Origin of the sequence: Simiduia aestuariiviva (assembly GCF_014192475.1) — a bacterium.
Classification (GTDB): domain Bacteria; phylum Pseudomonadota; class Gammaproteobacteria; order Pseudomonadales; family Cellvibrionaceae; genus Simiduia; species Simiduia aestuariiviva.
In genome coordinates this window covers 1,240,349-1,261,591 of the sequence record NZ_JACHXZ010000001.1, presented here as the reverse complement: position 1 = coordinate 1,261,591, position 21,243 = coordinate 1,240,349, and the positions used below count along the sequence as shown (strand labels likewise).

Genomic DNA, 21,243 nt, shown 5'->3' with positions numbered 1-21,243 from the left:
CTCACGCCAACATCGATTTAACTTTTTCGAGCGCTGTAAACAGCGCGTCGATTTCCGATAAATCTGTATAAATTGAAAAAGATGCACGGGCTGTACCCGGCACACCTAACCTGTTCATGAGTGGTTCCGCGCAGTGGTGACCGGTGCGAATTGCCACCCCTTGCCGATCCAATAGAAAACCGATGTCAGCCGGATGCCCTCCATCGAGCAAAAAACTCAACACTCCGGACTTGGCTGGCGCCGTTCCCACCACGCGCATTCCTTCGCAGTCGGCTGCACGGGCGGTGGCATAATCCAAAAGTGATCGCTCATGGGCCTGTAAACCCGGCAAATCCAGTGCGGCAAACCACTCAATGGCAGCGCCAAAACCAATGGCTCCCGCGATATTGGGTGTGCCCGCCTCCAATCGATAGGGCAAGGTGTTCCACTTAGCGGACTGATAACTAACCTCGCTAATCATCTCGCCGCCGGTTTGCCATACAGGCCATTCGGCGAGCAACGATTGCCGCCCCCAAAGCACACCAATGCCCGTTGGCCCAAACATTTTATGGCCGGAAAAGGCATAAAAATCGCAACCAATGCTCTGGACGTCGACACCCCCGTGCGCAATCCCCTGGGCGCCATCAACCAATACCCAAGCGCCTACCGCCTTGGCGGCGCGCGTCATTTTTTGTATAGGATTGACCGTGCCAAGGGAATTGGAGACATGGGGAAATGCCACCAATTTAGTGCGCTCATTTAAGAGCGCCACAAACGCATCGTAATCAAGTTCGCCCGTGTCAAAAATCGGTGCCACCTTGAGCGTGGCGCCGCTAACTTTACATGCCTGCTGCCAAGTAACGATATTGGCATGGTGCTCCATTTCAGTTACCAGCACCTCATCGGTCGACGTTAACTGCTGCCCTAAACCGTGCGCCACAATATTTATGGCCTCGGTAGTACCACTGGTCCAAATCACTTCGTCTCTGGCAGCGGCGTTGATAAATGTCGCCACCGTATCGCGCGCGCCTTCGTAACGCGTAGTGGCCTCGTCGGCAAGGCGATGCGCTCCACGATGCACATTGCTATTGCAGGTGGAGTAATAGTCCACTAGCGCATCAATCACACACTGCGGCTTTTGAGTGGTCGCGGCGTTATCCAGATACACTAGCGGCTTGCCGTCGATTTCGCGCGACAGAATAGGAAATTGGGCGCGAATAGCTGCAACGTTAAACGTCATGCGTCACCCATTTGTGCAAATCGCGCGCGTAGTTGAGGCCGCAACCACTGCGCCAATGCCGCATTAGGCATTGCATCCACCAACTCATTAATAAAGCCAAAATTCAGCATTATCTGTGCTTGTGAGCGACTGATGCCGCGACTTTGTAAATAATAGAGCGCACCTTTATCGGTTTCCGCGACTGTTGCCCCATGAGCGCAGCGCACATCATCCGCATAAATCTCCAGCTCAGGCTTAGTATTAATTTCCGCGCCAGAGGTTAATAGCAGATTGCGATTATTGAGCTCCGCCAACGTTTTTTGCGCGTGACGATGAATATGAATACGTCCGTTAAAAACAGCCTTTGACTGCCCGCCAGCAATGCCCCGCACATTTTCTTCTGTGGTGCCATTGGCACACGCGTGTTCGATAGTAGAATGCAAATCAAACAATTCGCGGCCGTCGAGCAGGTAAATCGCATTAACTTTGGCACTGGCAAATTCACCACCGTGAATTACATCCACATCCAAGCGCGACAAGTCGCTACCAAACCCCACAAGCGTAGAATGCAATTCACTTCGCTCTGCGAGCAATACATGACAGCCGCCCACACTCATTGCGGCACCCGTTTGCAAGGCAAAACGGTAGTGCTCTAAATGCGCCCCCACACCCACAGAAAACTCAGAAAAATACGTGGACATGCTCGGCTCTGTGCCCTCGGCCTGCTCGATTACTGTCAAGCGAGATTTGTCGCCAAGGCGCACCAAGACTCGGCCGTGGGCCTGCGCCGCTTCGGTAGTTCGATACACAATGCGCAAAGGGGTTTCAATTTGCACACCAGGTGCCACATCGATAACCCAGCCGTCGGCCGCAAGCACATCATTGACCAAACCAAAAATGTGACGACTTGGTTTGACACTGCCGAAAAGCTCACCCGCAATCGCCTCGCCCTCGGACAAAGCACGCACCTGCAAGCCCGCAGGTAATTCACCAGCAATAGCCTGAGGAACGCCGTTGATCAAAACCAACTCGATGGCCGACAGGCCCTCGACTGCATCAACGCCACGAGCAGCAGTGCTCTGATTGGCAGCAGAATAATCAATCTGCTCTAGTGCTCGAACAGGCGTGTACTTCCACGCCTCCACCTTACGGTTCGGCCAACGCGCTGCTCTCAACAGCGCCAGTGATTGCTGCCGCTGAGACACCAAGCTGTCATTTATCGGCGCGCCATTGAGCGCCATGTCTAACCAAGCACTCATTCGGCGGGCACCTCATCGGGATGATCCGCCAACCAACTGTAGCCCTGCGCCTCAAGCTCTTTGGCTAACTCCGGACCACCGCTTTTTACAATTTTGCCATCGGAAAGCACATGCACAAAATCAGGCTTAATGTAGTCCAATAGCCGCTGGTAGTGAGTCACTACAACAAAACCGCGGTCGCTGGAACGCTGACTATTGACGCCATCGGCAACCACTTTCAATGCATCAATATCCAACCCGGAATCTGTTTCATCCAAGATGCACAAGCGCGGCGCCAGCAAAATCATCTGCATGATTTCATTGCGCTTCTTTTCACCCCCGGAAAACCCTTCGTTAACGCCACGCTTTAAGAATTCAACGGGTAAATTGACCTGCTTACAAACCACGCGCGCCAACTTTAAAAACTCAGCAGAGCTCAACGCCGAATCACCACGGGCTTCGCGCACCGCATCTACAGATGCTTTTAGAAACTCCATATTGCTAACGCCTGGAATTTCCACCGGATATTGAAACGCTAAAAACAAGCCTGCCCGCGCCCGTTCTTCGGTTTCCATATCAAATAAACTGTGCCCGTCAAGTTCGGCACTGCCCTGCTCTACCTCATAGCCATCGCGACCCGAAAGCACATAACCGAGCGTACTTTTACCCGCTCCATTAGGCCCCATGATGGCGTGAACCTCACCGGGCTTAACGTCTAAGTTCAACCCCTTAAGAATGGTTTTATCTTCGACGCGCGCGTGCAAATTTTTAATGGATAACATATTTAATTCCTAAATCCGAACCTAACCCACCGAACCTTCGAGGCTGATTTCCAACAGTTTGCCCGCTTCTACGGCAAACTCCATGGGCAACTCTTTAAAGACCTCTTTACAGAAGCCATTAACAATCATCGACACTGCTTTCTCTGGGTCTAAACCACGCTGACGACACAAAAACATTTGATCGTCGCTCACCTTAGAGGTCGTTGCCTCATGTTCGACGATTGCGCTCGCGTTGCGGCTTTCAACATAGGGGAAGGTATGCGCACCACACTGATCGCCAATCAGCAGCGAATCACACTGGGTGAAATTGCGTGCACCTTCTGCGCCTGGGTTCATGCGCACCAAACCGCGATAACTGTTGTTACTGCGCCCGGCCGAAATGCCTTTTGAAATAATGGTGGAGCGGGTATTTTTACCCAGATGAATCATTTTGGTGCCGGTGTCAGCCTGCTGCTTGGCACGGGTCAAGGCAACCGAGTAGAACTCGCCCACGCTGTCATCGCCTTTAAGTATGCAACTCGGGTATTTCCAAGTTACGGCAGACCCAGTCTCTACCTGTGTCCAGCTAATTTTTGCGCGGTGATGCGCGATACCACGCTTGGTAACGAAATTGTAAATTCCGCCACGCCCTTCTTCGTCACCGGGATACCAGTTCTGCACAGTGGAATATTTAATTTGCGCGTCGTCGAGCGCCACTAACTCAACCACCGCCGCGTGCAATTGATTTTCATCCCGTTGCGGGGCGGTACAACCCTCTAGGTAACTCACATGGCTACCTTCATCGGCGATGATCAAGGTACGCTCAAATTGCCCAGTATTTTGTTCGTTAATACGAAAATAGGTGGACAATTCCATAGGGCAGCGGGTGCCCTTGGGGATGTACACGAAGGACCCGTCAGTAAAAACCGCACAGTTTAACGCGGCAAAGAAATTGTCTTTGGGCGGCACCACACTGCCGAGATACTTCTTCACCAGCTCGGGGTGCTTATGCACAGCTTCGGAGATCGGGCAAAAGATCACCCCAGCTTCGGCCAACTTTTCACGAAAAGTCGTCACTACGGAAACCGAATCAAACACCGCATCCACCGCAACGCCCGCCAGCATCTGCTGCTCAATCAGCGGGATACCTAACTTTTCATAGGTGCGCAGCAATTCGGGATCCACTTCATCCAGAGACTTGGGCTTATCTTTCATACTCTTGGGTGCGGAATAGTAAGAAATCGCTTGATAGTCGATTTTTTCGTAATCCACATGAGCCCACTCGGGCTCCTCCATTTCACGCCAGCTATGGTAGGCCTTCAGCCGCCAATCCAGCATCCACTCCGGCTCTTCCTTCATGGCAGAAATTCGGCGAATGACATCTTCGTCGAGGCCTGGAGCAAAAGTTTCAGATTCGATCGCCGATACAAAGCCGGCTTCGTATTCGCGCTTTAACGCCTTGTCTATCTGTTCAGTCATAAGACCTTCTACTGCGTTTGCTGGGTGACAAGGTCACCTGGCTATCATTGGTTTGATCAGGCCGCCTGAAGCTGCCCGACAATCGTTCGTATATGGGCAATGGCGCGTGCCACATCTGCTTGCGTCGTAAATCGTCCGAGCGACATACGCACTGAACTGTGGGCATCGGCATCGCTCATGCCCATTGCCTTCAATACGTAGGAAGGCTCCATGCTGGCGGATGTACACGCCGAACCTGAGGATATTGCAATGTCGCGCAAAGACAGCAACAGCGCCTCACCGTCCAACCCGCCAAAGCACACATTTAAATGCGTGGGGCTGACGCTCGCGGGAGCGCCGTTGCGCCGCACGTCCGGCAAATCCGCAATGCCATCCCAAAGTTGGTTACGCAGATTTCCTATGCGGGCCATCTCGTCAACCCGCTGGGCGTGACACAGCTGTGCGGCGACACCGATACCCACTAACTGATGGGTTGCCAAGGTGCCAGAGCGCAGTCCGCGCTCATGGCCACCACCGTGAATTTGCGCTTTCAATTGATGCGCGATGGCGCGCCGGACATACAGCGCCCCCACACCTTTGGGGCCGTAAAACTTGTGCGCAGACATACTCAGCAGATCCGCGCTCAAGCCGCCTACGGAGACATCGAGCTTGCCCGTTGATTGCGCGGCATCCACGTGCATTAAAATATTTTCTGCGCGACACCAAGCGCCAATTTCCGACACGGGATTAATAGCACCCGTCTCGTTATTGACATGCATCAAACTCACCAAGCGCGTGTCGGGTCTACGTGCCGCTTGAACTTGAGCAAGGCTGACACAGCCAGCGCTATCTGGCTTAAGCCATGTCACGGCAACGCCTTTTGCCTCCAGCCATTTTGCGGGATCGATCACCGCCTTGTGTTCACTGACACAAGTGATGAGGTGGCCGCTAAAATCCTGCGCTTCGAAAACGCCTTTAATGGCCAAATTGTTGGACTCTGTGGCACCGCTGGTCCACACCACTTCGCGCGGATCAGCAGCCAACAAGGTTGCAACCTGGGCGCGCGCGGCCTCAACCTTTTCCTCAGCTTGCCAGCCGTAAATATGTGAACGCGATGCGGGGTTGGCAAAAGTGCCCTCAGTCGTTAGACACGCGGCCATGGCCTCGGCCACCAGTGGATCGACTGGCGTCGTCGCTGCGTAATCTAGATACACCGGCGCATTCACGAATGATCGGCCTCCATCAAAGTAACCGATAGGGTGTCTTGATCTTGGCGAGTGCAGACAGCGCGTACATCGTGACGCTCCATCAGCGCCGCTAAACTAATCGAATTCAAAAACTGGTGAATTTGATCGCTCAGATCACGCCACAAATTGTGCGTCAGACAGACCTTGCCCTTTTGGCAATTGCCGCTGCCACCACAATTGGTGGCGTCTATGGATTCATTAACCGCATCGATTATCTGCGCGACAAAAATCTCATCGGCCGCACGACTCAAACGATAACCGCCACCGGGCCCGCGAACACTGTTCACCAACTCAGATTGACGCAGTTTAGAAAACAACTGCTCCAAATAGGACAGGGAGATTTCTTGTCGCTTGGAAATATCCGCCAAGCTGGTTGGGCCGTGTTGCACGTGCATTGCCAGATCGAGCATGGCTGTCACCGCATAACGACCTTTGGTTGTCAGTCTCATAGGCGCCTTCTCATCGAGATTAATGCCCCACAAATGGGAGGGGCATTATAAATACCCCACTAATACAGTCAAGTATAAACCCTAGCGCGGCACTAAGGTATTACGACTTGTCCGCCAGCTTGGCCTCTAGGGCCTCAATGCGCTTTTGGCTGTGAAACATGGCATTTTGGGTGGCAGTCAGGATGCCTCGCAGGATATTGAGCTCCATTTGGTCCAACCGGGAGCGGTTGTAGAGCCTGCGCAAGCGCGTCATCGTCTGGCGGGGGTTGTCGTGGCTAATGAAATCCAGCTTCTCGAGCGTCTCCTGCAGGTGCTTGTAGTAGTACTCCAACTCTTGATTATTGGCGGGGGGCTGATCCCAATCATCAAAATGCGGCTCCACACCATCGCGCTCAGTGAGCATGGCCATGCGCAGCTCGTAGCACACCACCTGCACTGCGGTAGCTAAATTGAGCGCGCTGTAGGCCTCATTCGCGGGGATATGCAAGTGAATATTGCACATTTGCAACTCTTCATTGGTCAGGCCGCGATCCTCCCGACCAAACACGATCGCCACCGGGTGCTGGCGGGCTTCGTGCGCCACTTGGGTCGCAGCTTCACGGGGCGTTTGAATCGGCCACGGGATACTGCGTCCGCGGGCACTGGTACCGATCACCAAGCCGCAATCAGCCAGGGCTTCTTCGAGCGTGGCCACAACCGTGGCGCCGTCGAGCACGTCCTCAGCGTTGCCTGCTCGCCACGACGCCTCAGGCGCCGGGTATTCTCGCGGCTCTACCAACCAAAGGTCTGCCAACCCCATGTTTTTCATGGCTCTCGCCGCGCCACCGATATTGCCTGAGGCCTTAGTGTTGACCAGGACAATACGTACTTTCGCTAGCCAATCATGGGATTGTTGGGTCATGGGAATGCTTCCACGCGATCAAAATGGGCGCGCAGTGTAACAAAAGGCACACCACTGCCCAATAGAAAGCCAGTAAGCGGCTATGCTATCGATATTAGTGCTGTTATAATCCGCGCCCCTCATTTACCCCGCAGGTAAGACCTGCCCCGCGGTAACTGCGCTCTCTAACATTCAACTGCCCTGTCGGAGTCCCCATGGAACCCATGCTGACCATTGCCCTGCGTGCCGCACGCAAGGCCGGAGAACTGATTGAACGCGCTATGGAGCGCGTAGATTTTGTTGCCATTGAAGCCAAAGGCCAAAATGATTTCGTGACCGAAATCGACAGGGCCGCTGAAAAAGAGGTGATTTACCACCTTCGTAAAGCCTACCCAGATCACAACATTCGTGGCGAAGAGGGCGGTTTTAACGAGGGTAAGAGCGGCACCAGTGAATACGAGTGGATCATCGATCCGCTAGACGGCACAACCAATTTTATTCACGGCATCCCCCACTTTGCAGTTTCAATTGCCTGCAAACGCAAAGGCGTCATCGAACACGCCGTTGTCTACGACCCCATCAAACGCGAAGAATTTACCGCCAGTAAAGGCAAGGGCGCCATGCTTAACGGCCGTCGCATTCGCGTGACCTCACGTCGGGGCCTCGAAGGCGGACTGATCGGCACCGGCATCCCGTTTAATGGCTGGGCCCTGGAAAACATGAACCCCTATCTGGCAGCATTGCAGGAAATCGCTGGCCAAACTGCGGGTATTCGTCGCGCGGGTTCAGCGTCACTGGATTTGGCCTACGTGGCTGCGGGACGCTTCGACGGCTTTTGGGAGATGAATTTGAACGAGTGGGATATCGCCGCAGGCGTCTTACTTGTGAGAGAGGCCGGCGGCCTAATCTCTGACTTCAAAGGCGGCAATAGCTACTTAGAAAATGGCAATGTGGTGTGCGGAGGCCCCAAGGTCTTCAAGCCGCTACTTCAAATTGTGGGTGGTCATATGGGCCACGTACAAAAATAAGTAGATCGTAAAACAGCTAGCGGCAACTGCCGCTAGCTCATTAATCGATTGAGGGTTTGAATAAGCGCATTGATATCAATTGGCTTAGTCAGGTACTCGAAAAAGCCCGCCTTTCTGCCTCGCTCAATATCAAAACTCATGGCATTGGCCGACAGCGCCACCACCGGAATCGACTCGGTTGCCGGGTCCGTCTTGAGAACCTCCAGCACCTCAAAGCCATCCATCCCTGGCAAATTAATATCCAAAATAATGACATCTGGATTAAAGGTTCTGGCCTTGTACAAGCCGAGGAAGGCCTCCTCGGCAACTTCAAGATGCAACATTTCGAAGCGACTACAAAACTGTCGGATGACGCGAATATTCGAAGGGTTATCTTCGATGTACAACACCTTGTGCGGTTTGCTGATTGTTAACTCAGCACGCGCAATGGGCGTATGGGTATGTTGTGGCGCCACGGCATCCTGCTGATCGGATTTTTTAAATGTCAGCCAAAATGTTGTGCCCTGCCCCTCTCGACTTTCAAAATCTATGGTTCCACCCATCATTTCCATGAGGCGGCGGGTGATAACCAAGCCAACACCACTGCCCTCAATTTTTCCACCTTCTGCCCCCAAGCGATTGAAAGGCTGGTACATTTCCTTGTGCTTTGACTTAGGAATACCGACACCGGTATCGCGCACACCAATGCGCATATGCTCTTCATCAGGCATGTAGAACACAACCTCCAGTGAGCCTCCCATGCGGTTGTATTTGATGGCATTGCTCATCAAATTTAGCAGCACTTGCTTTAAGCGAACACTGTCTGCGTGAATATAGGTATTGGACCACTTGCGATAATCCACACTGACTTTAACCGCGCGCGTTTCGGCGAGCGATTGCACTAGCTGCACACACTCGCGCACGACGCGCGACGGCAATACGGGCTCTAAAGACAGCGACAACTTACCCGATTCAATTTTCGCCAAGTCCAACACATCATTAATCAGCTGCAATAGGTGCGTGCCGGCCTTGCGAATCTCACGAATATTTTCGTTTTGCTCGGCGTTGAGGTTGCTGTCGTAATCAAATAATTGCGCAAAACCCATGATGGCATTGAGTGGCGTGCGCAACTCGTGACTCATGCTGGATAAAAACTCTGATTTAGCACGATTGGCCCGCTCTGCCGATTCTTTGGCGAGCATGACGCGCTCCTCCGCCTCCTTCAGCAGCGTTATATCCATATTGCTGCCCGCCATGCTAACCACTTCGCCCTGCGCATTGAGCGCCGCAGAGCCCCGACCTTTGATCCAGCGGTAGCGACCATCCACCGCTCGCATCCGGTATTCAATATCAAAAGGACGATTTTTAGTGATGTGGTCCGCCAACATAGCCTTGAAGCGTGGCACATCTTCGGGGTGCATCAAGTCATACCAGACTTGCAAGCGATTACGGCCCTGGGTCATGACAGCATCATGCTCTTCATAGCCGAGCATCTGCCAACAACGATTAGAAAAATCCAGAGATTTATCTTCGCGATTCCACTCCCAGATGCCGTCGTTAGACGCTGCGATAATTCGCTCGTGGCGAGCCTCACTTTCACGCAACTTTTCTTCCACGGCCTTTAGCTCGGAGATATCAAAATTCACACCCGAGAGAAAGGCGACTTTTTCATCTGCAGCTTTAAAAGACAAACCGCGCGCCTGTGTCCAACAATAGCTGCCATCGGAGCGCCGTATTCGATAAATAACGTTGTAAGGCTCGTTATTTACGAGGTGATTTTCGATGGTTTTTTGAATGGTATCGACGTCCTCAGGGTGCACAAAGGCAAACAGGTCCTGCCCTGTATCGACCACGGCCCGAGCCTCGCGGTCATAACCGAGCTGCTCCCAGAACTCACCCTCCCAATACAGCTTATTGGACTTGAGGTTCCACTCCCAGAACCCGCATTGACTACCTTTAAAGATACGCTGATAACGCACAACGCGCTCGCGCAGCTCCTCTGGGCTGGCGCTGTCGATTTGCTCCGGCGTCAAGGATAAGTATCGGCGTTTAACTCGCTCATTTGCTGATTGGGTGGAATCGCTCATGGTTAACGTCGCTAAGAGTGGAGTGGCAAATATAGCGCAATGAATACAAAAATGGCGACCGAAGTCGCCATTTCTTAATGCAGGTTAAGGCATTTCGTCCACTTCACCGTCTTCTTTCGCCGGCGGCATTAAATCTTCTTTAGTGATCTTCAGTCCCAACAACAAATTGGATGCCACATAGATGGACGAGTAGGTACCAATCACGATACCCACGAGCAACGCCGATGAAAAGCCACTCAACAGCTCACCGCCATAGAAAAACAACACCAACAATACGATCAAGGTAGTACCGGACGTCATCAAGGTACGATCGAGCGTTTGCGTCAGCGATACGTTAACCACCTCGAGTGAATCCGTCTTACGCAAAATGGGGAAATTTTCACGAATGCGGTCAAACACCACGATGGTGTCGTTCAGCGAATAACCAACGACGGCAAGCACCGCTGCGAGCACCGACAAATCAAAACCAATTTTAAACACCGAGAACACACCCAGCGTAATAATGACATCGTGTACCAATGCCGCCACCGCCGCTAAGGCAAATTTCCACTGAAAGCGCATAGCGACGTAAGCCATTACCACCGCCAACGCGAATAGCATGCCGATGCCACCACTATCGCGCAATTCTGCACCCACTTGCGGGCCCACAAACTCCACGCGACGCAGCTCAATTTGGCCAGCTTCTTCCGCTTTCAGCAGCGACACAACCTCATCGCCCAAACTTTCTTCGAATGCTTGCTGCATGCGAATGAGCACGTCCTCATCGGATCCGAAATTTACCACCACCACATTGCTGTAGCCGGACTCGGTCAATGACCCGCGAATTTTTTCTAAATCCGCTTTATGCTCATAGCGCACTTCAATTTGCACACCGCCGGTAAAATCTAGGCCAAAGGCCAAGCCGTTAACTGCGAGCGAACCGATAGAGCCTAAAATCAGCAACCCAGAAATCACCGTGGCGATCATGCGGGCGCCCATGAAATTAATTACTTTATTTGCAATAGTCATGGTCAATTCCTCAAATCCACAGCTTCTTCACGTTGCGACCGCCGTAAATAGTGTTGATCACCATTCGCGAAACCATAATGGCCGTAAACATGGAGGTTAAAATACCGAGGCTCAACGTGACCGCAAAACCTTTTACAGGGCCCGTACCAATGGAGTAGAGAATCACGGCCACAATCAGAGTGGTGACATTGGCATCCAAAATGGTGGTAAAGGCACGCTCGTAACCCGCATTAATCGCCGACTGGGTGGGCAAACCATTTGCCACCTCCTCCTTGATGCGCGAGAAAATCAGCACGTTTGCATCCACCGCCATACCTACGGTCAGCACGATACCGGCAATACCTGGCAGCGTTAGGGTGGCTCCCAGCATCGACATACACGCCGCCAACAGCACCACGTTGGCCGCCAATGCAACATTGGCCGCAATGCCAAACACCTTGTAATACAGCAGCATAAAGATCAGCACGATACCAAAGGCAATTTGCACCGAAAGCACACCCACGCGAATATTTTCGGCACCCAGAGATGGACCAATGGTGCGCTCTTCTACGAAATACATCGGTGCAGCCAAGGCGCCAGAACGGAGCAACAACGCCAATTCAGACGCTTCGGCGACATTATCTAAACCGGTGATACGGAACTGCACGCCCAGCGCACTTTGAATGGTGGCCAGTGAAATGATCTTCTTTTCAACCAGCTGACGCGGTGTCACCACCTCTTCGCCCGCCGCGTTGATAGTGCGGTCAAGGCGCGTTTTATATTCAATAAACAGCACACCCATACGACGCCCTACATTGGAACGTGTAGAGCGATGCATTTTAGCGCCACCAGCACTGTCGAGATTGATGTTAACTTGTGGCTGATTCGTTTCAGGATCAAAGCTACTCTGCGCGCCACTGACGTGATCACCGGAAATAATCAATTGGCGCTCTAAAAACGCACCCCCTGTCCGGCGTTGATCCGCTTCACTGCGGAAATCAAATTGTTCTTTATTGGTGACCAACTCGCTGGGCTTAGCTTCTAAGCGAAATTCCAAGTTTGCGGTTTTACCGATAACGCGCTTAGCTTCCGCGGTATCTTGTACGCCGGGCAATTCCACCACAATGCGATTGCGGCCCTGGCGCTGCACGATTGGCTCAGACACGCCCAGTTCATTTACGCGATTGCGCAAGGTGGTTAAGTTTTGACTGACCGCGTAGTTTTCGATTTCGCGAATGGCTGATTCGGTATAGGTGGCGGTAACGACAAAAGTGCCATCATCGCGGTCAGAGGTTTCGCGCGCTAAGTCTGCAAAATCTTTGCGGAAGATAGCGGTGGCTGAGTCGCGATCCTCAGCTGAACGAAATACCGCAGTGATCACGCCTTCCTTACTGAGATCTACCGATACATAGCGAATGCGCTCTTCACGCAGCTTGCCCTTAAATTCAGCAATACTGGATTCCTGCCGCTTGGCAATGGCTGAGGCAGTATCCACTTCCATCAAAAAATGCACCCCACCCGAGAGATCTAAGCCCAACTTCATGGGCCCAGCACCCAAGGAGCGCAGCCAGTCTGGTGTGGTCGGTGCCATATTCAATGCCACCACAAAGCGGTCGCCAAGGGCGCGCTGAATGATGCGCTTAGCGGGCAGTTGATCCTCAACTTTACTAAGTCGAATGAGCGCGGCTTTTTCGGTCACTGTCTCACCAAAGTGGACAATGCCCTCTTCCGTCAATGCCCGAGTAGCCGTGTTAAGTACCGTCTCATCTAATTCCATGGCGCTGGATTCGCCCGAAATTTGAACAGCCGGATCTGGCGCATAGAGGTTGGGCATGGCAAAAACGAAGGCCATGGCAATGACTGCCAAGATCAGCAGGTTCTTCCACAGGGGGTAGCGATTCAACATAGTGGTTTCCGTCGCGGGCGCGGTTGGCGCCCCTGTTATTTAGATTTGTGCACTTTTTGATCAGACCGACGCTGTGCGCCTTGTTATTGTCTTAGACCGTAGATAAGGGCGCTGGCACCCAATTGCAAGGTTCGCGATTATACCCGCTTAGCCCTGCTCAACAACCTGCGTATCGGGGCCCGGTGGTACGGGCTTGCCGAGCCGGCCATAAAATTCGGCAACATATTCCTCTAACCGCCCATTGGCGATGGCGTCGCGCAGCTCTGCCATCACCCGCTGGTAGAAGCGCAAATTGTGGATGGTGTTTAGCTGAGCGCCCAACATTTCCCCACATTTATCCAAGTGGTGCAGATAGGCGCGGCTAAAATTTTGACAGGTATAGCAATCGCATTGTGCATCCAGCGGGCTGGTATCGTGGCGATGCACGGCGTTGCGAATTTTGATAACGCCAGTGGTGGTAAACAGGTGGCCATTGCGCGCATTGCGGGTTGGCATCACACAATCAAACATGTCTACACCGCGGCGCACACCCTCTACCAGATCCTCCGGCTTACCCACACCCATCAGGTAGCGCGGCTTTTCCACAGGCATTTCCGGCACGATATGGTTGAGTATGCGCACCATGTCTGCCTTGGGCTCGCCGACTGATAAACCACCAATGGCATAGCCATCAAAGCCAATATTGGTCAGGCCCTGCAAGGATTCAGAGCGCAAATCTTCATACATGCCGCCCTGCACAATGCCGAAGAGCGCCGAAGGGCTATCGGCATGGGCGTCTTTTGAGCGCTTCGCCCAACGCAAACTCAACTCCATTGAGGTGCGCGCCTGCTGCTCTGACGCGGGATAAGGCGTGCACTCGTCAAATATCATCACAATATCTGAACCCAGATCACGCTGTACTTGCATGGCAATTTCAGGGTTGAGCTCTACCGGGCTGCCGTTAATCGGCGATTTAAAGGTCACGCCCTGCTCGGTAATTTTGCGCATTTTGCCCAAGCTAAACACTTGAAAGCCACCCGAATCGGTGAGGATTGGGCCCTGCCATTGGATCATATCGTGCAGGTCGCCGTGCGCTTTCACCACCTCGGTGCCCGGACGCAACATCAAGTGGAAGGTATTGCCCAATATAATCTGGGCGCCAGTGGCTTCGATGTCTCGCGGCAGCATGCCTTTTACCGTGCCATAGGTTCCCACGGGCATAAATGCCGGGGTCTCCACCACGCCACGGGGAAATCGCAAACGACCTCGACGCGCGCGACCATCGGTGGTATCCACTTCAAACTGCATAAAAGACACGATTAGACTCCGGGTTGATCACCCACAGGCTCTTCGTGCGCCAATGGGTTTCGGGTAATGAACATGGCATCGCCATAACTAAAAAAGCGATAGCGTTCCGCTACGGCTTCTCGGTAGGCATCCATCGTAAAGCGGTAGCCCGCAAAGGCCGACACAAGCATCAACAGCGTCGATTCTGGCAAGTGGAAGTTGGTCACCAAGGCATCGACCACCTTGTATCGATAACTGGGGTAAATAAATATTTGCGTCTCCCCTTGATAAGGCGCGATTTCACCGCCTTGAGAGGCGGTCTCTAGGCAGCGCACGGAGGTTGTGCCAACGGCTATGACGCGTTTGCCGGCGGCCTTGGTGGCGCGCACCAACTCACACACCTCGGGCGTAACCTCCATGACTTCACTGTGCATTTTGTGCTCGAGCACATTATCCACGCGCACAGGTTGAAATGTACCGGCGCCCACATGCAGCGTTACAAACGCCAATTGCACGCCCTTTTCAGCCAATTGCTGCATTAGTCGCTCGTCAAAATGCAATCCCGCTGTGGGGGCGGCTACCGCGCCGGCTTTCTTGCCGTACACCGTTTGGTAGCGTTCGCGGTCTGCAGCGGCATCGGCGCGATCGATATAGGGCGGCAACGGCATGTGGCCGATCTGCTCCAGCAGCTCTAAGGCGGGCCCCTCAAAACGCAACAGAAAAAGCGCGTCGTCGCGGCCCTCCACGTGAACGGTGGAGCCATCTTCCAAAATTATCTGGCTGCCAGGCTTGGGCGATTTACTGGCCTTAACGTGGGCTTTCACATTGTGGCGATCAATGACTCGCTCCACCAACACCTCGACTTGCCCGCCCGTCGCCTTTTGGCCGAATACCCGCGCTGGTATAACCCGAGTATCGTTAAACACCATAAGATCACCGGGCTCAACGGCGTTGATGATTTCGGCAAATTGCCCGTGCGAGAGTGCACCCGTGGCACCCTCCAGGCATAAGAGCCGGCTACCGGTGCGCTCGGGCACGGGATTGCGGGCGATGAGATCATCAGGGAGCTGGTAGTAAAAGTCTTGCCTGCGCATGGCGATGGTTAATATCTGATCAGTTAAACAAAAAGGACGGCAAGGGTATAGCAAAAGGCCAGCCGCGCCAATTCCTAGCGCCCACCCTTCCCAAGCAATTTGATGATTAAAATCAGTTGACGGCGACAAAGTCGCCGCTATAATCACGCACTCTCAACGGCCCAGTGCCCTTGAAGCCGAATTAAGCCAGAGTGGTGAAATTGGTAGACACAGTGGATTCAAAATCCACCGCCCTTAAAAGCGTGCCGGTTCGAGTCCGGCCTCTGGTACCAACACAAGAGCCTCGTCACATTGACGGGGCTTTTTTGTGCCTGCCCAAATAGCGCATGACATTGCGCTGCTCAAACCTCGTACATTGCGGTCAGTTCGCGGTGCGGCACCCACTTTTTCCACTTATGGTTATAAAACCAACCACTAGTCATAGCAAATGATTAGGCAAAGCTCGCCACAGGCTAGACTATACTGAGTGGCGCCTTAGTCCTTTTGTGACCCTTCACATTTATGACCATATCTGCGCGTATTGGCGTACTTTTTTTGGCAGCCGGCCTACTTTTAAGCGCACTGATTGCAAGCATTGCACTGGCGCTCGAGGCGACCGTCGAATTAAACAAAGCGCAAACAAAACGATTTGTCTCCTACCAACTCGCCGATGAATTAAGACATAGCTCAGATGATTTGACGCGTATGGTGCGGAGCTACATCGTCACTGGCGACCGCAATTACTACCACCATTTCAATCGCATCCAGGAAATACGCGATGGCAGCACGAGGCTACCGCAAAATTACAGCCGAATTTATTGGAATTTCGTCACCGACAATCAACCCGTAGACCGCAATGGTGCTCCTTCAATTTCGCTAATCGACAAAATGAAGCAAGCGGAATTTCGCCCGTCAGAACTGTCACTGCTCGCACAAGCCAAACGCGAATCCGATGCACTCATTCGCATCGAAGATCAAGCGATGTTGCTGATGGACAAATTTACAACTCAACAAGCACGCGACCCGTCCAGTACAGACTTACGATTGCGCGAAGAAGCGATCAATTTGGTTTTTAATAGCGCCTACCATCAGGCTAAATCACGCATTATGCGCCCAATACAGCTCTTTTATGAATCGGTGGACAAACGAACACTAGAGGCGGTTGAGGCCGCGCAGCAGAAGCAAAAGCACTACTTTTCCCTTTCCGCATTGCTGATCGCGATTATGGCGTGCTTCTCAGTGTTTGCATTTTTTCATCTACGGCGGCAGTTGACATTACCGCTTTCCGAGTTGCTGAAATGGGTAGAGGGACTAGAGAATTCACGTTTCGATTTACGCAAAGCCTCTGAACGGAAAGATGAATTCGGCCGATTAGAAAATGCGTTCATTAAAATGGCGGGGAAAATCAATACGAAAATTGCAGCCCTACAGGATATGGCGGGAAAAGACTCACTTACGGGGGCCGCCAGTTTACGGCGCGGTCGCGATTTTTTTGAACTGTGTGCCAGAGCGGCTGAGCGCAGCGGCGGGCGCATCGCCATCGTTTTTTTGGATTTTAATGATTTCAAACCCATCAACGACCACTACGGTCACGCGGCTGGCGATCATGTGCTTATTACGTCGGTAAAGCGGCTTCAGAATGCGCTACGGATCAACGATCTAGTCTGTCGCATCGGCGGCGACGAATTCATAGTAATAATGCCTGACATCACTGTCGGAACACCACCCGATCAAATGATAGATAAAGTCCAGCAAACACTGACTCAACCGGTAGCAATCGACGGGCAGATCGTGGACGTGTCGGTGAGTTGCGGCATTGCCATCTACCCAGAACAAGCCCGTAAACTCGACCAACTCATTGCCGTGGCAGACAAGGCAATGTACGCCCAAAAGAACCAGCGCTTAAAAGCCCCCGCGGGGGCTTTTAAGCATTAGTTCGAAATCCCTACAAAATTGACATTTAGCCCAGCGCACTTAACGCGGCGGCATAATCCGGTTCATCGCCCGTTTCCGCCACTTGCTGTGTATACACCACCTTGCCTTCGGTATTGATCACAACCACCGCACGCGAAAGCAATTGAGCTAAAGGCCCAGTTTTGAAAGCCACACCGTAATCATCGCCAAAACTTGCGCGAAAACTAGACGCGGTAACCACATTACTAATACCTTCAGCGCCACAAAATCGGCCCAATGCAAAGGGCAGGTCTGCAGACACGCACACCACCACAACGTTATCGAGCGCCGCAGCTTTACTGTTGAATTCGCGCACCGATGTAGCGCAGGTGGCGGTATCAATTGACGGAAAAATATTTAATACAACCCGCTTTCCGGCAAAATCTGACAGTGACACATCTGACAGATCGGCCTTTGCTAGGGTAAAGGCAGGCGCAGATGAGCCGACCTCCGGCAAAGACCCGACAGTTTCAAAGGGATTTCCATGCAATGTAACAGTAGCCATCATTACGCTCCTTAATTTGATTTAATCCAACGGACGCACTGCCGACGGCAAGCCGCGGCGCGATGCTAAACGCTAGAGGTAAGGGCCAGAATAGCAAACTCAGTTGATCATGGCTGCGAATTCCGCCGCGGAAACAAAAATCCCCACTTAGGCGTGAGCGAATTGTAACCAGAGCCACAAGCCTTCATAATCTGCACTTTGATCCAGAGTCCATCTTATGGCCAATAACTCTCGACAGTGCGCGGTTATGTTCGCCGACGTGTGTGGCAGCTCAAGTCTGTACAAAGACTTGGGCAATCACGCTGCCGAGTTTAAAATTCGGCAACTATTGCAGGGGGCCACGGTAGCTATCCACACCCACCATGGGCGGCTCATCAAAACCATCGGCGACGAGGCCATGGCTTGCTTCAACACTGCTAGCGACGGGCTCAACGCCGCCATCGCCATTCAACGACTGACCCTAGAGGGCTCACTGCAACTGCGCATTGGCTTGAGCTTTGGCGAAGTCCTTGAAGCCGACAGCGATCTGTTTGGCGAAACGGTGAATGATGCCGCCTTTGTTGCAAATATTGCCCGGGCAGAAGAAATCATAGTGACCAGTGGCATGTTTGCCGCACTGCCGGAGCGACAACAACCGCAATGCCGCGAATTTGACCGCGTTGCCCTCAAAGGTGGGGCTGAGCGCAGCGTAATCTATCGCGCCCAATGGCAAGCCGAGCGCGAGCTGCACAACGCCACTCAGGTCATGTCGGTACTGCACACCACCCAACAGGTGCAGCGCCAAGTACTGCAACTTGTAGGCCCCGACATAGATGTCAGTGTTTTTCCGGATCAGTCGCCCTTTCATTTGGGCCGTGCCAGCACCAATGCCCAAACGCTCGACACCCCGCTGGCTTCAAGGGAGCACTGCCACTTGCTGTATCGGCGCGGTAAATTTGTGTTGGTCGATCACTCAACCAACGGCACCTATGTGACGCCCGAGGGCCAACGCGAAATATACCTACGCAGAGAAGAGCTGCCTCTTGAAGGGTGCGGCACCATTAGCTTAGGCTCTCCTGCGCATCAGTCCTCCTTAACTTTGACCTATCGAATCATACAGTCCCATCCATGACGACACCTCAATACCCCTCTCTACTGCGCCGCCTGGGTGCTATGTTTTACGATACGATCCTAGTTGCCGCCGTCAGCCTCGCCTACGGCGCTGTGTTCTTGTGGGCCAAAGTCGCGTGGTTTGACTACACCATTCCCGCCGACGAAAAGGCCAACCTTGGCTGGACCGGCTTTATCGGCTGGTTGCTGTTGCTGGCGATGTATTTTAGTTTTTTCTGGGTGCGATCAGGCCAAACGCTGGGCATGAAAACGTGGCGTATCACAGTGGTAGATTTACAGGGCCAGCGTATAAATCTGCGCACGGCCTTGCTGCGGTGGTGCTTAGCGTGGATCTCGCTAGCGCTCGCGGGCATTGGTTATTGGTGGTCGATTATCGATAAGGACAGCCAAACGTTGCACGATCTCATTAGCAAATCGCGCACACAGCTAATTCAGAAGTAGCGTTTGGCAGAATACCTGTAGCTGGAAGGCAAACGAACGCATTTAGCGCAGCGCTTTTCATACACCGCCATTGATGAACTGGCCAGCGCAGATTCCATCGGGTAGTCAATGGGCCTTCACTTTTTGCTCACCGCACCGGCTGCACTTATAGACGGTGACTAAACGCCCTGCTTTGACATCAAATTTATTTGACGTAACTATCGCCCACTTGTGAAAGCCTTCACGGCAGAGTGTTTTGCCTTTGAACTTGTCTTTTAATTTGGGCTTTTTAAAGGGTATGACATCGCCCATCACCTAACCTCGCCAGTAATATTGCGCGGGCCAGTTTACACCACTTTGATGTGCCAAGGCTCAAAGCGCACACCTAAGCGGTTATCTTCGGTGTATCGAATCTGCACATACCCCAAGTCCTGCATGCGTTTAAATTCATCGGTTTGTGCGAATTTATCGCTAAAATTGGCAATCCCCCACCCAACTTTACCTACATCGAAGTCGCCGACACCGTGAAAGGAATGACCCGGTGGCGCCAGAGAACGGGATGCCTTAGATAAATTGAAATTGGATACAGCAGTCTTCGCTAAAAACAAATGCATCTGCTTGACGTTACTGCGAATACCAGAGGTCAAAATAATGCTGTCGCCAATGTCGCGTTTTAATTTTTGATAGTACTGCTCAGATTGACCGCGGTAGATGTACTGGCCGCTGTAGGGAACTTTCAATATCTCCTTATCGGGCACGGCGGCGGTTAAATCCGCGATTACCTTCTCCCCCATAAACCCGTAATGCCTCGCATCGGCGAAAAATATCCGCTCAACGAAGTCCATCTCAACACGGCTAAAGGCGCCCACTTGAGGGAACCGCTTGGCAACTTTAAGCAGGTAGTCAAAGTCGCAGATATTGTAGTTGCCATGGCCAATGAAGGCCTCCGCCCGCTCCATGCGCGCCAGCACCGATAGCATCACGATGCGCTCCTGATCAGACAGATAGATATCGTCGGTAAATTCCTGTTCGAAATTGCGCACCTTTTCCAAGATGCGATCATCTGCCACCTGAGGTACTAATTCGGGTTCCGGTGCTGCTGGCCCCTTCGCCGACACCTCTGGCTCACTGGGTGCAGGGCCAGGAGCGCTGGTGCCTGCAGCCAAACGCGCTTGCGCAGCAGCTTTTTCCGTTGACGGCCCTAGCTTAGGCTGCGCTTGAGGTGGTTTAGTCGTCGGCTCTGCGAGCGCGCGTACCGATTCTGAGTCCGAGATGTTGCCGGTGACGAGGGGGTCACTGGCAGTTGTCGGTGTATAGATATCCTGGGCGTGCTTCCAAAGCCAACCATTACCCAGGGCAAATGTGGAGGCGGCAAAAAGGCCGGTTAACAAGTCTCTTCGCTTCAATTTGTGTCCTGCTCTTCCAGCTTGTGATAGCAGCAACCTTGCTGCTCGCGTCTCGGCAGACGCTTACCCCTGCGCCGCCCTCTATAAAAGATAGAAGATAAGTCACACTTTCGCACAATCTTGGATCATCAAATTTATCTATTAACGCGATCAAAAAATGCGCTAGCCAGTGTGGGCTGCGGCGACTCACGCCTCCAGTGCACTTACCCTTAGGTTATCCACAGGTCTATCCAGCCATTTTGTGGATGAATGTCTTACAAAGGCGCCCATGGCAAAACCAAGGAAATGTGGC

Annotated in this window: 19 protein-coding genes and 1 tRNA gene; 5 read left to right on the top strand and 15 right to left on the bottom strand. The window is 52.7% G+C overall.

What is annotated here, in order from left to right; all coding sequences use genetic code 11:
• Position 1: 1 nt before the first annotated feature.
• The 7 genes from FHS30_RS05575 to FHS30_RS05545 all read right to left on the bottom strand — a co-directional run bounded on the left by FHS30_RS05575 (position 2) and on the right by FHS30_RS05545 (position 7,252).
• Complete coding sequence (locus tag FHS30_RS05575) at positions 2 to 1,219, bottom strand: aminotransferase class V-fold PLP-dependent enzyme (protein WP_183909129.1); 1,218 nt, start codon at positions 1,217 to 1,219, stop codon at positions 2 to 4.
• On the bottom strand, positions 1,216 to 2,457 hold the full coding sequence (gene sufD, locus FHS30_RS05570) for a Fe-S cluster assembly protein SufD (protein ID WP_183909127.1): 1,242 nt from the start codon (positions 2,455 to 2,457) through the stop codon (positions 1,216 to 1,218). The genes FHS30_RS05575 and sufD overlap by 4 nt, the downstream gene beginning before the upstream one ends.
• Entirely contained in the window at positions 2,454 to 3,218 is a 765-nt protein-coding gene (gene sufC, locus FHS30_RS05565; RefSeq protein WP_183909125.1) for a Fe-S cluster assembly ATPase SufC, read from the bottom strand. The genes sufD and sufC overlap by 4 nt, the downstream gene beginning before the upstream one ends.
• A gap of 21 nt (positions 3,219 to 3,239) precedes the next feature.
• Positions 3,240 to 4,676, bottom strand: a complete 1,437-nt coding sequence (sufB, locus tag FHS30_RS05560; RefSeq protein ID WP_183909123.1) for a Fe-S cluster assembly protein SufB — start codon at positions 4,674 to 4,676, stop codon at positions 3,240 to 3,242.
• Between the two features lie 56 nt (positions 4,677 to 4,732).
• Positions 4,733 to 5,881 carry an aminotransferase class V-fold PLP-dependent enzyme gene (locus FHS30_RS05555; protein ID WP_183909121.1) on the bottom strand — a complete coding sequence of 383 codons (1,149 nt, stop codon included), beginning with the start codon at positions 5,879 to 5,881 and terminating at the stop codon, positions 4,733 to 4,735.
• Positions 5,878 to 6,351, bottom strand: coding sequence for a Fe-S cluster assembly transcriptional regulator IscR (gene iscR / locus FHS30_RS05550; RefSeq protein ID WP_183909119.1), 474 nt, complete (start codon positions 6,349 to 6,351; stop codon positions 5,878 to 5,880). Before iscR ends, FHS30_RS05555 begins: the two co-directional genes overlap by 4 nt.
• Before the next feature lie 100 nt (positions 6,352 to 6,451).
• Positions 6,452 to 7,252 carry an RNA methyltransferase gene (locus FHS30_RS05545; RefSeq protein WP_183909117.1) on the bottom strand — a complete coding sequence of 267 codons (801 nt, stop codon included), beginning with the start codon at positions 7,250 to 7,252 and terminating at the stop codon, positions 6,452 to 6,454.
• Between the two features lie 194 nt (positions 7,253 to 7,446).
• On the opposite strand from FHS30_RS05545, the gene FHS30_RS05540 reads away from it, so the two are divergent.
• Positions 7,447 to 8,259, top strand: a complete 813-nt coding sequence (locus tag FHS30_RS05540) for an inositol monophosphatase family protein (protein ID WP_183909115.1) — start codon at positions 7,447 to 7,449, stop codon at positions 8,257 to 8,259.
• Between the two features lie 32 nt (positions 8,260 to 8,291).
• Here FHS30_RS05540 and FHS30_RS05535 read toward each other — a convergent pair whose 3' ends face one another.
• From FHS30_RS05535 to queA, 5 genes are all read right to left on the bottom strand, one after another.
• Positions 8,292 to 10,325 carry a PAS domain-containing protein gene (locus FHS30_RS05535; protein WP_183909113.1) on the bottom strand — a complete coding sequence of 678 codons (2,034 nt, stop codon included), beginning with the start codon at positions 10,323 to 10,325 and terminating at the stop codon, positions 8,292 to 8,294.
• Positions 10,326 to 10,409: 84 nt separating this feature from the next.
• Positions 10,410 to 11,333, bottom strand: a complete 924-nt coding sequence (gene secF / locus FHS30_RS05530; RefSeq protein ID WP_183909111.1) for a protein translocase subunit SecF — start codon at positions 11,331 to 11,333, stop codon at positions 10,410 to 10,412.
• 10 nt (positions 11,334 to 11,343) lie between these two features.
• On the bottom strand, positions 11,344 to 13,218 hold the full coding sequence (gene secD, locus FHS30_RS05525) for a protein translocase subunit SecD (RefSeq protein WP_183909109.1): 1,875 nt from the start codon (positions 13,216 to 13,218) through the stop codon (positions 11,344 to 11,346).
• Between the two features lie 147 nt (positions 13,219 to 13,365).
• A complete protein-coding gene (tgt, locus tag FHS30_RS05520; protein WP_183909282.1) occupies positions 13,366 to 14,505 on the bottom strand; it encodes a tRNA guanosine(34) transglycosylase Tgt in 1,140 nt (379 codons plus the stop codon).
• A gap of 11 nt (positions 14,506 to 14,516) precedes the next feature.
• Positions 14,517 to 15,578, bottom strand: a complete 1,062-nt coding sequence (gene queA / locus FHS30_RS05515) for a tRNA preQ1(34) S-adenosylmethionine ribosyltransferase-isomerase QueA (protein ID WP_183909107.1) — start codon at positions 15,576 to 15,578, stop codon at positions 14,517 to 14,519.
• 185 nt (positions 15,579 to 15,763) lie between these two features.
• Here queA and FHS30_RS05510 point away from each other — a divergent pair.
• Both FHS30_RS05510 and FHS30_RS05505 read left to right on the top strand, forming a co-directional pair.
• Positions 15,764 to 15,850, top strand: a tRNA-Leu gene (locus tag FHS30_RS05510).
• A gap of 229 nt (positions 15,851 to 16,079) precedes the next feature.
• Positions 16,080 to 17,492 (top strand): diguanylate cyclase domain-containing protein, encoded by a 1,413-nt coding sequence (locus FHS30_RS05505; RefSeq protein WP_183909105.1) that lies wholly within the window; start codon positions 16,080 to 16,082, stop codon positions 17,490 to 17,492.
• 25 nt (positions 17,493 to 17,517) lie between these two features.
• On the opposite strand, the gene tpx is transcribed toward FHS30_RS05505, so the two are convergent.
• Positions 17,518 to 18,015: a thiol peroxidase gene (gene tpx / locus FHS30_RS05500; protein ID WP_183909096.1), complete on the bottom strand. Its 498-nt coding sequence runs from the start codon at positions 18,013 to 18,015 to the stop codon at positions 17,518 to 17,520.
• A 217-nt stretch (positions 18,016 to 18,232) separates the two neighbouring features.
• On the opposite strand from tpx, the gene FHS30_RS05495 reads away from it, so the two are divergent.
• Both FHS30_RS05495 and FHS30_RS05490 read left to right on the top strand, forming a co-directional pair.
• On the top strand, positions 18,233 to 19,126 hold the full coding sequence (locus FHS30_RS05495; protein ID WP_183909094.1) for an adenylate/guanylate cyclase domain-containing protein: 894 nt from the start codon (positions 18,233 to 18,235) through the stop codon (positions 19,124 to 19,126).
• Positions 19,123 to 19,566 carry an RDD family protein gene (locus FHS30_RS05490; protein ID WP_183909092.1) on the top strand — a complete coding sequence of 148 codons (444 nt, stop codon included), beginning with the start codon at positions 19,123 to 19,125 and terminating at the stop codon, positions 19,564 to 19,566. Before FHS30_RS05495 ends, FHS30_RS05490 begins: the two co-directional genes overlap by 4 nt.
• 105 nt (positions 19,567 to 19,671) lie before the next feature.
• Here the strand turns inward: FHS30_RS05490 and FHS30_RS17435 are convergent, their stop codons facing one another.
• Together FHS30_RS17435 and FHS30_RS05485 are read right to left on the bottom strand one after the other, a co-directional pair.
• Complete coding sequence (locus FHS30_RS17435; RefSeq protein ID WP_246341136.1) at positions 19,672 to 19,857, bottom strand: hypothetical protein; 186 nt, start codon at positions 19,855 to 19,857, stop codon at positions 19,672 to 19,674.
• 35 nt (positions 19,858 to 19,892) lie between these two features.
• Positions 19,893 to 20,951: a M15 family metallopeptidase gene (locus FHS30_RS05485; RefSeq protein ID WP_183909091.1), complete on the bottom strand. Its 1,059-nt coding sequence runs from the start codon at positions 20,949 to 20,951 to the stop codon at positions 19,893 to 19,895.
• Between the last annotated feature and the right edge of the window lie 292 nt (positions 20,952 to 21,243).